Here is a 12,673-nt window from a genome sequence, read left to right on the forward strand (position 1 = left end):
CAGTGTCGGCGCCCGCCGGTACGGTGGGCCCATGAGCAGTTGGAACAACCTCCCCCGCGCAGCGTTTGACCTCGAAACCACCGGCCGGAACTCGCGCTCCGCCCGGATCGTCACGGCATCCATTACGGTCGTGGACGGTGGCGGCAACGTCGTCAGGGAGCATGAATGGCTCGCGGATCCCGGGGTGGAAATTCCCACGGAAGCCAGCGATATCCACGGGGTCACCACCGCCATGGCGCGTCAGGACGGCAGGCCGGCCGCGGAAGTCACCGCCGAGGTCGCGCAGGTCCTGCAGGAACTGTTCGACGCCGGAACCCCGGTCATTGCCTTCAACGCCAGTTACGACTTCACTGTCCTCGCCGCGGAATCAGCCCGTTACGGCGTGCCGCAGCTTTCCCGGTTTCCGGTCCTTGATCCGTTCATCATGAACAAGCAGGTGGACCGGTTCCGCAAGGGCAAGCGGACGCTGACGGCGCTGTGTGAGGAATACGGAGTGGGGCTGGACAACGCCCACACGTCCGCTGCCGACGCCCTGGCCACCCTTCGGGTACTGGACGCCATGGCCGGTAAGTTCCCCACCCTCCAAATGCCCGCCAGCAAGCTGCACCGGCTCCAGGTGGACTGGGCCCAGTCGCAGGCCGCCGATTTCCAGGACTACCTGCGCAGGAGCAAGCCCGCGGCCGTCATCGAGGGCAGCTGGCCGGTACTGCCGCCGGAGGACGCCACCCGCGGAGCCTTCTGACAGGCCCCCACGGTAACTGCAACGCTACTGGGTAGCCCCTGTGGTGAGGATCATAGGCCTCCGGGATGGGCGGCGGTCATTTCCGGCGTGGAATGTTTTACAGCCACCCCGCGTGACTACTGACTGGACGGCAAAAGTCCTGTAAGGGCGAATTTCCTTCGCTTCCCGGGCCCAAGGTCCGAACATGACACGAAAATGACTCACATTCAGGTGCCCTGACATAATTAAGTTCAAAAGCGCGCTTGTGCTATGCCCTGCCCTGCCCGCGGCCAACCTCCTGAGGATAAATGATCACAGTTACTGACCTGCGCAAGGTCTACCGCCAGGGGAAGAAGGAAGTGGTGGCGCTGGATGGCGTCACCCTGTCCGTCCCCAAAGGCTCCATCCACGGAATCATCGGCCACTCCGGTGCCGGCAAATCCACCCTGGTCCGCTGCCTGACCCTGCTGGATCGCCCCACGTCCGGGTCCGTCAGCATCGACGGCACTGAGCTCAGTTCCGTCAAGGACTCCCAGATCCGTGCAGCCCGACGCCGGATCGGCATGGTTTTCCAGCATGCCAACCTCATGGATTCCCGCACCGCGGCAGGTAACGTTGCGCATCCCCTGGAGTTGGTGGGAACGCCGAAGGACAAGATCCGGGCGAAAGTCACAGAACTGCTCTCCCTGGTAGGCCTCGAAGGGTTTGAAGGCGCCTACCCTTCGCAGCTTTCCGGAGGCCAGCGCCAGCGCGTGGGCATTGCCCGCGCCCTGGCCGCGGACCCGGACGTCCTGTTGTGCGATGAACCGACGTCCGCACTGGACCCGGCAACCACAGACGAAATCCTGGACCTCATCCAGGACCTCACCCGGCGCCTCAAGCTCACGGTGCTCATCATCACGCACGAAATGAACGTCGTAAAGCGCGTGTGCGACTCAGTATCCCTGCTGTCCAAGGGCCGCATCATCGAACACGGGGCACTCGAAGACGTGGCCGGAGACCTTGAAAGCAGGCTGGCCAAGGCGCTCCTGCCCCTGCCTCCGGCCGAGCCGCTCAAGGGCGCTTTGCAGGGCGGACCCGTCCTGGAGATCCTGTTTGCGGGCGACAGCGCCAAGGAACCCGTCCTGACGGGCGTCGCACGCCATTTCGACATCGACCTCAACGTCCTCGCCGGAAGTGTGGAAACCCTTGGCGGGCAGCAGTTCGGCCACTTGAGGGTCCAGTTGGCCGACGACGCCGATGCAGCGGCCGTGCTGGCCTACCTCCATGAACGTGGAATCGGTGCGAAGGTGGCGGATCCCGCCGCGGCCGTCGATGACGCCGACATCAACGACATCACGGCAAGGAACCCATGAACGAGATCTTCAGCAACCCGGTCCTCGCCAAGGCCCTTCCCGAAGCCATCGTGGAAACACTACAGATGGTGGGAATTTCGGCCTTTTTCACGGTCCTGATAGGCCTGCCCCTCGGCGTATTCCTGCACGTCACGGCTCCGGGCGGACTCCGGCCCATGCCCGTTACCAACCGGATCATGAGCGACGTCATCGTCAACATCACCCGGTCCATTCCTTTTGCGATCCTCATGGTGGCGCTGATTCCGCTCGCCCGCCTGCTGACGGGGACCAGCCTCGGACCGATCGCCGCGTCCGTTTCCCTCTCCATCGGAACCATCCCCTTCTTCGCCCGCCTGGTGGAAACTGCGCTGCGGGACGTCCATCACGGAAAGATCGACGCCGCACAGGTCATGGGCTCCACCCGGATGCAAGTCATCAACAAGGTGATGCTGCACGAGTCCCTTCCGGCACTGGTAGCCGCCACCACCACCACGGTGGTCACGCTGGTGGGCTACTCCGCCATGGCAGGCCTGGTAGGCGGCGGCGGACTGGGAAAGCTCGCCTATAACTACGGCTTCCAGCGGTTCGACGTCACGGTCATGATCGTGACCATCGTGCTGATCATCGTTCTTGTCCAGGTCATCCAGCTGGCAGGCGAGCGCATCGCCCGCAGCCTTGACCACCGCTAAACCAAAACCTGCAGTACTTCGAAAGGAACGCATCGATGCGTAAATCACTCTCCCTCCTGGCTACGGGAATCGTCACCGCGCTGGCCCTGACGGCCTGCGGCGCGTCCTCGGGCACCAGCGAGGAAGTCACCACCCTTGATCCGAACAACCCTGTCACCCTGTCGGTGGGCGCCAGCCCGGTGCCGCAGGCCAAGATCCTCGAATTCATCAATGAGGACCTGGCACCCAAGGCCGGCCTGAAGCTGGACATCAAGGAGATCGAGGACTACCAGACGCCCAACACCGCGCTGAGTGACGGCTCCCTGGACACCAACTACTACCAGCACCTGCCCTGGTACGAAGACCAGGTCAAGACCAAGGGCTACAAGTTCGGCCACGGCGAAGGCGTCCACATTGAGCCGTACGCTGCGTTCTCCGAGAAGGTCCAGGACATCAAGGACATCCAGGACGGCGCGAAAATCGCCATCACCAACGACCCCTCCAACCAGGTCCGGGCCCTCCGGGTGCTCGAAGTTGCAGGACTGGTCAAGGACATCAAGGATGACTCCTCGGTGCTGACCCTCACGGATGAGCAGAACCCGAAGAAGCTGGAGTTCTCCGAGAACCAGCCTGAACTGCTGATCAACGACCTCAAGGACCCCTCCGTGGACCTGGCCCTGATCAACGGCAACTTCATCCTCAAGGCGGGCCTGAGCACCAAGGACGCCCTCGCCGTCGAATCCGTGGAGAACAACCCGTACGCCAATTTCCTGGCATGGCGCGAAGACTCCGAAGATGACGTCCGCATCCAGAAGCTGGAAGAGCTGCTGCACTCCCCCGAGGTCAAGGCGTTCATCGAAAAGGAATGGCCGAACGGTGACGTGACCGTCGCCTTCTAGGACCGGCAACCAAAAAACCCCGGCTTCCGTATGAGATCCGCCCCGTACTCGGGGTGGATCCTTCCGGAAGCCGGGGTTTTTTGTGCTGGGCGTTTTTTGTGCCGTGCGTTTTTGTGCCGTGCGTTTTTTGTGCTGGGCGCCCGCTCGGGAGCTAGGCGGTGGCGGCCGCAGCAGCACGGGCCGCGGCGGGCAGGGCGTCGAAGATCCGGTTCATGGCGTCGTCGTCGTGGGCCGCAGACAGGAACCAGGCTTCGAAGACCGACGGCGGCAGGTACACCCCGGATTCGAGCATGGAGTGGAAGAACGGGGCGTAGCGGAAGGACTCCTGCTTCTGCGCGTCGTCGTAATTGTGGACGCCCGCCGCCGAGGTACCGAAGGCAACGGAGAAGAGGTTCCCCGCACGCTGGATCGAGTGATCGACGCCGGCACCGTCAAGGGCCGCCGACAGCGCCGTGGAAAGTTCCAGCGAACGCCGGTCGATGTGCGCGTAGACCTCGGGTGTGGCGTTGCTCAGGGTGGCCACGCCGGCAGCCATTGCCACAGGGTTACCGGACAGGGTCCCTGCCTGGTAGACGGGGCCCACGGGCGCCAGGTAATCCATGACGTCGGCACGGCCGCCCAGGGCCGCCGTCGGCATTCCGCCGCCAATGACCTTGCCAAACGTCATGAGGTCCGGCGCCCAGGGTTCAGCCGTTTCAGCGGAACCGCCGGTGAGTCCCCAGTATCCCGAGTAGCCGGTGCGGAAGCCGGTCAGTACCTCATCAAGGATCAGGAGGGCGCCGTGCTCGCGCGTGATGCGGGACAGGCCCTGGTTGAAACCGGCAGCCGGGGTGACAACGCCCATGTTGGCGGGCGCGGCTTCCGTGATGACGGCGGCAATGTTCTGGCCGTGGATGGCGAAGGCGGCTTCGACGGCGGCGAGATCGTTGTACGGCAGCACCAGCGTTTCGGCAGCCGTTGCCTCCGTGACGCCTGCGGTTCCCGGCAGCGCCAGCGTGGCCAGTCCGGAGCCTGCTGCGGCCAGGAGTCCGTCGAGGTGGCCGTGGTAGCAGCCCGCGAACTTGATGATCAGGTTACGTCCCGTAAAGCCGCGCGCCAGGCGGACGGCCGTCATGGTTGCCTCGGTGCCGGTGGACACCATGCGGAGCCGTTCGACGGCGGACACCCGCTCCTGCACGATCGCCGCAAGGTTTGCCTCGTCCGGGGTGGACGCGCCGAAGGACAGTCCCCTGTCCACGGCGGCGTGGACAGCGTCAAGCACTGCCGGGTGGGCGTGGCCCAGCAGCGCCGGACCCCACGAGCACACCAGGTCAACGTATTCGTGCCCGTCGGCGTCGGTAAGGTAGGGGCCCTTGGCGGAGACCATAAACCGCGGCGTTCCGCCCACTGATCCGAAGGCGCGAACGGGTGAGTTCACGCCGCCGGGCATCAGTTGGCGGGCGCGGTCAAAGAGTGCCTCGTTGCGAGGGTTGCTGGAAGTCATGGTTCCTATTCTTTCAGTTATCCGGCAAGCAGTTCGGCCACCTTGGGCGCCACCGCGGTGCCCATCAGCTCGATGGAGCGCATCATGGCCGAGTGCGGCAAGGGGCCGCTGCTGTACTTGAGGTCGAAGCGGTCCACCTTGAGGTTGCGCTTGAGCAGGGCGATCTTCCGGGCCACCGTTTCCGGGGATCCGACGTAGAGTGCGCCTTCCTGGGAGCAGAGTGCGTCGAACTCACCGCGCCCGGCGGGGCCCCATCCGCGTTCAGCGCCCAGTTTGTTCCGCAGCGCCAGCCAGTGCGGGTAGAGCTCCTCGCGGGCCTGTTCGTCTGTTTCCGCGACATGCCCGGGTGAGTGCGTGGCTACCTGCTGCATGGGGTGGCCATATTTTTCCATGGCTTCCCGGTAGAGGTCCGCCAACGGTGCGAAGCCGCGGGGCTGGCCGCCGATAATCGCGAAGATGATGGGGTAGCCGTACTGGGCGCAGCGCAGCACCGACTCGGGAGTTCCGCCTACGCCAATCCATGTGGGCAGCAGGTGGTGCTCCAGCGGCGGGTAGGCCATCAGTCCGCTAAGGGCCGGCCGGGTGGTGCCTTCCCAGTGAATGGGTTTCTGGGCGCGGACCTTGTCGAAGAGTTCAAGTTTTTCCTCAAACAGGGTCTCGTAATCGGCCAGGTCCAGCCCGAACAGGGGGAACGATTCGACGAAGGAACCCCGTCCCAGCATGACTTCGGCCCGTCCGTTGGACAGCGCGTCCACGGTCGCGAAACGCTGGAAAACCCTGATGGGGTCATCTGAGCTGAGTACGGTGACTGCCGAACCAAGTTTGATCCGGGTGGTCCGGGCAGCCGCCGCGGCCAGGAAAACTTCCGGCGCGGAGATCGCGTAATCCTTCCGGTGGTGTTCGCCCACTCCAAAGGCGTGAAGCCCGACGGCGTCAGCCAGTTGCGCCTGTTCCAGCACCTGCCGCAGCACCTGGGCATGCGGTTGCGGGGTCCCGTCGTCGTTGAGGCCAACGTCCCCAAAGGTGTTCAGCCCCAGCAGGATCTGGTCAGGACCGATCGGTGAGGTGGGTGTGGGCGGAACTGTCACTGAGTTCATCGGGACTCCTTGGGTTGCATCGGTTCCTGCGGCTTCTACGATTCCTTCAGCCAGCCTGCGAGCTCGGCTGCCCAGTAAGTGAGGACCATGTCTGCGCCGGCCCTCCGGATCCCCAGGACGGATTCGGCGATGGCGGCCCGACGGTCGATCCAGCCGTTGGCGGCGGCTGCTTCGATCATCGCGTACTCGCCGGAGATCTGGTAGGCCGCAACGGGAACGGGGCTCATGCCTGCCACGTCCGCCACGATGTCCAGGTAGCTCATGGCCGGCTTGACCATCACGATGTCCGCGCCTTCGGCCAGGTCCAGTTCCACTTCGCGGATGGCTTCGCGGCGGTTACCTGCATCCATCTGGTAGGTCCGGCGGTCGCCCTTGAGCTGCGAGTCCACGGCTTCACGGAACGGTCCGTAGAAGGCGGACGCGTACTTGGCGGCGTAGGCCACCACTGAGGTGTTGACGTGGCCGGCGGCGTCCAGCGCGGCGCGGATCGCGCCAATCTGGCCGTCCATCATGCCGGATGGGCCCAGCATGTGGGCGCCGGCGTCGGCCTGCGCCACTGCCATCTTTGCGTAGATCTCCACGGTGCGGTCGTTGTCCACGTAACCATCGGCGTCGAGCACTCCGCAGTGTCCGTGGTCGGTGAACTCGTCCAGGCAGACGTCACTCATGATCACCAGCTCGTCGCCCACCTCCGCCCGGACGTCGCGGATTGCCTTGTTCAGGACGCCCTCCGGGTCAAGCGATGCCGTGCCCTCAGCGTCCCGGACGGCAGGAATCCCGAACAGCATGATGCCGCCCAGCCCGAGTTCCACAGCTTCCGCTGCGGCGCGCTTCAGGGTGTCGGTGGTGTGCTGGAGCACGCCGGGCATGGACTGGATGGGGTTGGGTTCCGTGAGCCCTTCCCTGATGAAGGCCGGGAGGATCAGCTCTGCCGGCGCCAGCCGGGTTTCCGCGGTGAGCCTGCGCATGGCTGGGGTGGTGCGGAGCCGGCGTGGCCGTTGCTGCAAGAAACTCATGCCTCATCCTTCATTCGGGGTCCCTGGCCTGTCCAGGTGTTCATTGATGTACTTGTCATGGTTGCTGCGTGGCGTTAACGGCGTGTTCGACGGCGGCTGCCACACTGCGCGGGCCGGGGTCCGCTGCCACGGCCGCGACGGTAAGGCCCAGTTCCAGCGCTTCTGCGTGGCTGGCGGGACCGATCGCCACCAGCGGGCATCCGTCCAGCGAAACGGCAAGCTCAACGAGCCGGCGCACCTGGCTGGGTGAGGCCGCCACGATGGCGTTGATCCGTCCTGCCGCCACCTCTGAACGGGCGGCGTCCGGGGAAAGCACTCCCCCGTCAGCAGCGACGGCCTCATACAACGCCGTGGCCGGATCTGCCGGGTATGGAACAGTCCGGTACGCAACCACCTGGTGGACATCCCAGCGGCGCTTCTTGAGCCCGGTATGGAGCGTTTCGCCGGCGATGTCCGCCTGCGGCAGCAATATCCCTGCGGCGCCGGCCGCAGGGTGACCGGGCCATTCCGCCAGCAGGCCCGACGCCGACTGCCGTGCGGGAACAAGGTGTACCGGGACCCCGGCCCGTTTCAGGGCCGCGGCTGTGCCTGCTCCTACTGCCGCCACACGGGTGTGTGCAGGGATGCACTCCCGGAGCGCGGTTTGCTCCCGGCCGCATGCGTCAGCCAGTGCGTCCACCGTGGTGGGGCTGGTGACTACCAGCCATGCATATTGACCCTCGGCCAGTCCGGTAAGGCCCCGCGACAGGACTGCGGCGTCGGGGGCACGTTCAAAATCAATAAGGGGCAGGAAGGCGACGGCTGCACCGGCCTCCTCGAGCACTCCCCGAAGGGCGGCTGAACGGTCCGGCCGCCGGGTCACCAGCAGCCGGACTCCGGCCAGCGAAGGTCCGGATGCCCGTTCCCTGCGTGCCCGCACAATTTCCTGCCGCTCCATGGAATGGCTCAGGAGGAAGCCGACAGGTCCGCGATGTCTGCCGCACCGGCTGCCAGCAGGACTTCGGCAAGCTCGATCCCCAGCAGGGTTGCGCCCACTTCGGTCAGGCCATCCGTTGCCCGCTTGTCCCGGACCGTGGCGCTGCCGTCGACGGCGCACACTGCCGCCTCGAGGTACAATATGCTGCCCTTGCGGTACGCATAGGCTCCCACGGGTGCGGCGCAGCCGGCCTCAAGCCGTGCCAGGAGCGCGCGCTCGGCCGTGACGGCCAGGCGGGTGTCCTGGTCGTCCAGGGCAGCCAGTGCCTGTGCCAGGACGGCCGGCGCGGAGCCGGAGGCCTGCGGAGAATCAGCAGTGCGGCATTCGATGGCCAGTGATCCCTGCCCTGCGGCCGGAAGCATCACGTCCGTTTCCAGGTATTCACTCACGGTGTCCAACCGGCCGATCCGCTCCAGGCCTGCAGCGGCCAGCACCACGGCGTCCAGGTCACCGCTCTTGCCGGGAACGACGTCGGCAGCAGCGTTGCCGGGCAGGCCCGCCACCCTGCCCAGCCGGGTATCCACGTTGCCACGGATATCAATGACGTTCAGGTCCGGGCGCGCGGCCCGCAGCTGCGCTGCCCTTCGCGGAGAACCCGTGCCCACAGAGGCGCCCTGGGGAAGATCGGCAAGCTTCAGTCCGTCCCGTGCGCACAGCACGTCGCGGACATCCACACGCTTGGGAGTGGCCGCGAGGCTCAGCCCGGCGGCGGGACCCGTTGGCAGGTCCTTCAGCGAGTGCACGGCGACGTCGCAATCACCGCGGAGCAACGCGTCCCGCAGCGCGGCGACGAAAACGCCGGTTCCACCCATCTGGGACAGTGAACCGGTCAGGACATCGCCTTCGGTCCGGACATGGACCAGTTCCACGGGGAACCCGCCCACGGCGGCAAGCTGGTCAGCAGTTTGCTGGGTCTGGGTGAGGGCAAGCTTGCTGGCCCTGGTGCCGATCCTGACAGTCATTAGGAGTCCTGGGGGTAGGGATCATGGCCGGCGCCTACGGAGGTATCGGCACCGGCGATGGTTGGCTTTTCGCCGCGGAAGTTGGCGCAGCAGCCGGGACGGCAGACGTCGTACCAGGGGCCGAGGTCCGTCAGCGCGGGGCGGTTGGTGATGGTGTTTTCCGTGGTGCGTTCGCACACGAGGTCAACCAGTCCGTCCACGAATTTCGCATGGGTCCCGGGGGTGGGAACGCGGATGGCCGTCAGTCCAAGCCGGCCGCAGGTGTCCATGGCCTCGGTGTCGAGGTCCCAGACAACTTCCATGTGGTCGCTGACGAAGCCCAGCGGGACGATCACTGCACCCTTGACACCCTGTCCGGCCAGTTCCTCGATGGCGTCGTTGATGTCCGGTTCAAGCCAGGGCACGTGCGGCGCCCCGGAGCGCGACTGGTACACCAGGGACCACGGTGCGGTGAGCCCGGAGGCCGCTTCCACACGCCGCATGATTTCCGTGGCGGCGGCGAGGTGCTGGGCCACGTAGGCGGAGTCCTGCTCGAACGGGCGGGGTTCGTCGTCGGAACGTCCGGATGCCTCTGCGTCGCGGGTGGGAATCGAGTGCGTGGCGAACAGGATCTGCACCGGAGCGTCGGCAGCTCCGGCCTCGGCGAGCCGGGACCGGACGTCGGCGAGTCCCGCCGCCGTGCCTTCGATGAACGGCTCAACAAAACCCGGGTGGTCGAAGTACTGGCGGACCTTGTCCACCTCGAGACGTCCGTCCAGGCCCGATTCGGTCAGTGCCATGCCGATGTCTTCGCGGTACTGGCGGCAGCTGGAGTACGACGAGTAGGCACTGGTGGTGACCATGAGGAGGCGGCGATGGCCGGCGTCGTACGCTTCCTGGAGGACTTCCGGCAGGTACGGTGCCCAGTTCCGGTTGCCCCAGAGAACAGGAAGGTCGATGCCGCGTGCGGCAAGCCTGGCCTCGAGGGCAGCCTTCAGGTCCCGGTTCTGCTGGTTGATGGGGCTGATGCCGCCGTTGGCGCGGTAATGCGTGGAGACTTCCTCAAGCCGCTCATCCGGGATGCCCCGGCCGCGGGTCACATTGCGCAGGAAGGGAATAACGTCTTCCTGGCCCTCCGGCCCGCCGAAGGAAGCGAGCAGGATCGCATCGTAGGACTTCGGAGCCATCCGGCCGCGCTCCGTCACCGGGTTGACGGCGTACTGGTGCCCGGCAGGCGTGGCTCCGTCGGTGGATTCGGCCGGACTCAGGGGGCTCATGCAAGGACCTCTGCGACTTCGGCGGCGGAGATCCGGCGGCCGGTGTAGAACGGGATTTCCTCGCGGACGTGGTTGCGCGCCTCGGTGGAACGCAGGTGGCGCATGAGGTCTACCAGGTCGACCAGTTCAGGTGCCTCCAGCCCGAGGATCCATTCCCAGTCGCCCAGGGCGAAGGAGGACACGGTGTTGGAGATGACCTGCGGGAAGTCACGGCCCAGCATGCCGTGGTCGCGGAGCATCTTGCCACGCTCGTCTTCGGGCAGCAGGTACCACTCGTAGGAGCGGACGAACGGGTAGACGCAGAGCCATTCGGCCGGTTCCACACCGCGGGAGAACGCGGGGGTGTGGTTCTTGGCGAACTCGGCCTCGCGGTGGACGCCCATGGCAGACCAGACAATGCTGGTTCCGGCGAACAGCTTGCTGCGGCGGATGTCGCGGATGGCCTGCTGAAGGGCTTCCGGGCGGGGACCGTGCAGCCAGACCATTACGTCGGCATCGGCGCGCATGGCTGAAACGTCATAGCTGCCGCGGTGCACTACTCCGGTGGCGGCCAGCCGCACCAACAGGGCTTCGAAGTCCTCGGCCGCTTCGCCGCTGCGCAGGACGTCGGCGTCCCGCTTGAAAACGGTCCAGAGGGTGAAGAACTGCTCGGCTGAATTCTCGGTTTTAGTGACAGATTCGGCAGAAGTGTGGCTCATGCCTACCAGTTTGCCCCTTCGCAGAAGCTAAGTCGAAACCGGGGACTTCTACAGGACGTAGAAGTGTTATATTTCACAAAATTTAGGGTCCGGCGGGTCTCAGCGCGGCTGGATCTCCCTGCCCATCTGGCGCATGGTGTCAGCAACCACGGCGGCCAGGCCGTTTCCAGCCACCCACCCGCCAACCACCTTCAGGCCCTCGGCTTCCGCGCAGATCCGGCGTACCTCGGCCACCCGCTGCCGGTGACCGACTGCCGCAAACGGCAAAGCCCCTGCCCACCGCACCACATCCCAGCCGCGGACCTGGTCCTTGCTGAGCGGAACCTCCAGCAGCGCTGAGGCATCCCGCAAAGCCGTTTCAAAGAGGGCGTGGTCGGCTTGGGTGCCGGCCGTTGGTTCGGCGATGCTGCTCCGGTCACCGTTTACCGCAGCCGGGCCCTGTTCCGCCGCGTCCTGCACGCCGTCCCTGCGTCCGTACGACAACCGCACCACGTGCTTCCCCGGACCTGCCTGGTCCAGGAGCCACTGCCACTTGCCGGTGGCGTGTGTCAGCGCCTTTGCCTGCACTCCCCCGGCTCCCGGTGCCACCAGGATGCCTGTGCCCCGCGGCCGGGCGTCCAGGGCGGCGTTCTCCACCACCAGTGTCACCAGCCGGACATCCGGTCCCGCCGCAGGACGGTATTGAGCGAGTGCGGGGACGGCTGTTGACAGAAGTTCGACGGCGGCAGGTCCGTCGAGTGCCATCACCAGCTGGTCGCCTTCGTAGACGGAGTCGCCCGCCGTCGCAATCCAGTGGCCCTGGCCGTGCCGGCGGACGGACGTGACCCTGCGGGCGGGAAGGAGGGCAACGCCCAGGGTTTCGAGGTCTGCCACGAGGGCGCCCACCAGGGTGTGCATGCCTCCGGTCAGTCCGGCGACAGCGGAACCTGCCTTCGCAGTCCTGGTGCCGTTGGCACCGCGCAGGGCCGCGACAGCGGCTGCGAGGGATCCGTGCTCGCGGAGGCCTGCGCGCAGACCGGGCGCAACCATGTCCACGTCAAGCAAAGCCGGATCTGCCGAATGCACCCCGCCCACTACGGGGTCCACCAGGCGTTTCAGAACGCGGCTGCCCATTCGGGCGCGAACCAGGTTCGCCACATCCGTGACCTCGCCGCCGGATCCGAAGGACCGGGGCAGGATCTTGTCCAGCGAGGCGCGCAGGGCCCCGGCCAGGCCAAGGCTCCGGCGGACTTCCGGGTCCCAGGGGTTTGCCGGGATTCCCAGCACGCCTGTCCTGGGCAGCTCGCGTGGACCGTCCGGCAGAAGGACCCAGGCGCCGCCGGGCAGGGGCTGTGTGATGCGGCCGGCAATACCCAGTTCGGCAGCCAGGTCCGCTACCGCGGGGGACCTGGTGGCAAAGGACTCCGCCCCACTGTCCAGCGTCAGGCCGGCCACCGCGTGGCTGCCAACGCAGCCTCCCCAGCGGCGGGTGGCTTCCAGGACAGTCGTTTCATGACCGGCCAGTGCCAGCTCCCGCGCCGCCACCAGGCCTGAGATGCCGCCGCCGATCACCAGTGCCCGCAT

The 12,673-nt window shown here is 66.1% G+C and carries 12 protein-coding genes; 4 read left to right on the forward strand and 8 right to left on the reverse strand.

The genetic code is table 11. The features are described from left to right. The first annotated feature begins 31 nt into the window (after positions 1–31). The 4 genes from ACPJW8_RS12840 (at position 32) to ACPJW8_RS12855 (ending at position 3,622) form a co-directional block, all read left to right on the forward strand. Positions 32–742 carry a 3'-5' exonuclease gene (locus ACPJW8_RS12840; protein ID WP_330187614.1) on the forward strand — a complete coding sequence of 237 codons (711 nt, stop codon included), beginning with the start codon at positions 32–34 and terminating at the stop codon, positions 740–742. A gap of 287 nt (positions 743–1,029) precedes the next feature. Further along, complete coding sequence (locus ACPJW8_RS12845) at positions 1,030–2,076, forward strand: methionine ABC transporter ATP-binding protein (protein ID WP_330187613.1); 1,047 nt, start codon at positions 1,030–1,032, stop codon at positions 2,074–2,076. Continuing rightward, positions 2,073–2,744: a methionine ABC transporter permease gene (locus ACPJW8_RS12850; protein WP_330187612.1), complete on the forward strand. Its 672-nt coding sequence runs from the start codon at positions 2,073–2,075 to the stop codon at positions 2,742–2,744. The genes ACPJW8_RS12845 and ACPJW8_RS12850 overlap by 4 nt, the downstream gene beginning before the upstream one ends. A gap of 35 nt (positions 2,745–2,779) precedes the next feature. Then, on the forward strand, positions 2,780–3,622 hold the full coding sequence (locus ACPJW8_RS12855; protein WP_330187611.1) for a MetQ/NlpA family ABC transporter substrate-binding protein: 843 nt from the start codon (positions 2,780–2,782) through the stop codon (positions 3,620–3,622). A 151-nt stretch (positions 3,623–3,773) separates the two neighbouring features. Here ACPJW8_RS12855 and hemL read toward each other — a convergent pair whose 3' ends face one another. The 8 genes from hemL to ACPJW8_RS12895 form a co-directional block, all read right to left on the reverse strand. Beyond that, positions 3,774–5,105 carry a glutamate-1-semialdehyde 2,1-aminomutase gene (gene hemL, locus ACPJW8_RS12860; RefSeq protein WP_330187610.1) on the reverse strand — a complete coding sequence of 444 codons (1,332 nt, stop codon included), beginning with the start codon at positions 5,103–5,105 and terminating at the stop codon, positions 3,774–3,776. A 17-nt stretch (positions 5,106–5,122) separates the two neighbouring features. Continuing rightward, on the reverse strand, positions 5,123–6,202 hold the full coding sequence (locus ACPJW8_RS12865) for an LLM class flavin-dependent oxidoreductase (protein ID WP_330187609.1): 1,080 nt from the start codon (positions 6,200–6,202) through the stop codon (positions 5,123–5,125). Between the two features lie 35 nt (positions 6,203–6,237). Next, the gene (gene hemB, locus ACPJW8_RS12870; RefSeq protein WP_330187608.1) at positions 6,238–7,218 is read right to left on the reverse strand and encodes a porphobilinogen synthase; all 981 of its coding nucleotides are present in this window, start codon (positions 7,216–7,218) and stop codon (positions 6,238–6,240) included. Positions 7,219–7,273: 55 nt separating this feature from the next. Continuing rightward, entirely contained in the window at positions 7,274–8,155 is an 882-nt protein-coding gene (locus ACPJW8_RS12875) for a uroporphyrinogen-III synthase (protein WP_330187607.1), read from the reverse strand. 8 nt (positions 8,156–8,163) lie between these two features. Further along, a complete protein-coding gene (gene hemC, locus ACPJW8_RS12880; protein WP_330187606.1) occupies positions 8,164–9,156 on the reverse strand; it encodes a hydroxymethylbilane synthase in 993 nt (330 codons plus the stop codon). Beyond that, entirely contained in the window at positions 9,156–10,412 is a 1,257-nt protein-coding gene (locus ACPJW8_RS12885) for a ferrochelatase (protein WP_330187605.1), read from the reverse strand. Before ACPJW8_RS12885 ends, hemC begins: the two co-directional genes overlap by 1 nt. Then, positions 10,409–11,110 carry a hydrogen peroxide-dependent heme synthase gene (hemQ, locus tag ACPJW8_RS12890; protein WP_330187604.1) on the reverse strand — a complete coding sequence of 234 codons (702 nt, stop codon included), beginning with the start codon at positions 11,108–11,110 and terminating at the stop codon, positions 10,409–10,411. The genes ACPJW8_RS12885 and hemQ overlap by 4 nt, the downstream gene beginning before the upstream one ends. Before the next feature lie 99 nt (positions 11,111–11,209). Continuing rightward, complete coding sequence (locus ACPJW8_RS12895) at positions 11,210–12,673, reverse strand: protoporphyrinogen/coproporphyrinogen oxidase (protein ID WP_330187603.1); 1,464 nt, start codon at positions 12,671–12,673, stop codon at positions 11,210–11,212.

The organism is Pseudarthrobacter sp. J47 (genome assembly GCF_049810315.1).
GTDB lineage: Bacteria > Actinomycetota > Actinomycetes > Actinomycetales > Micrococcaceae > Arthrobacter.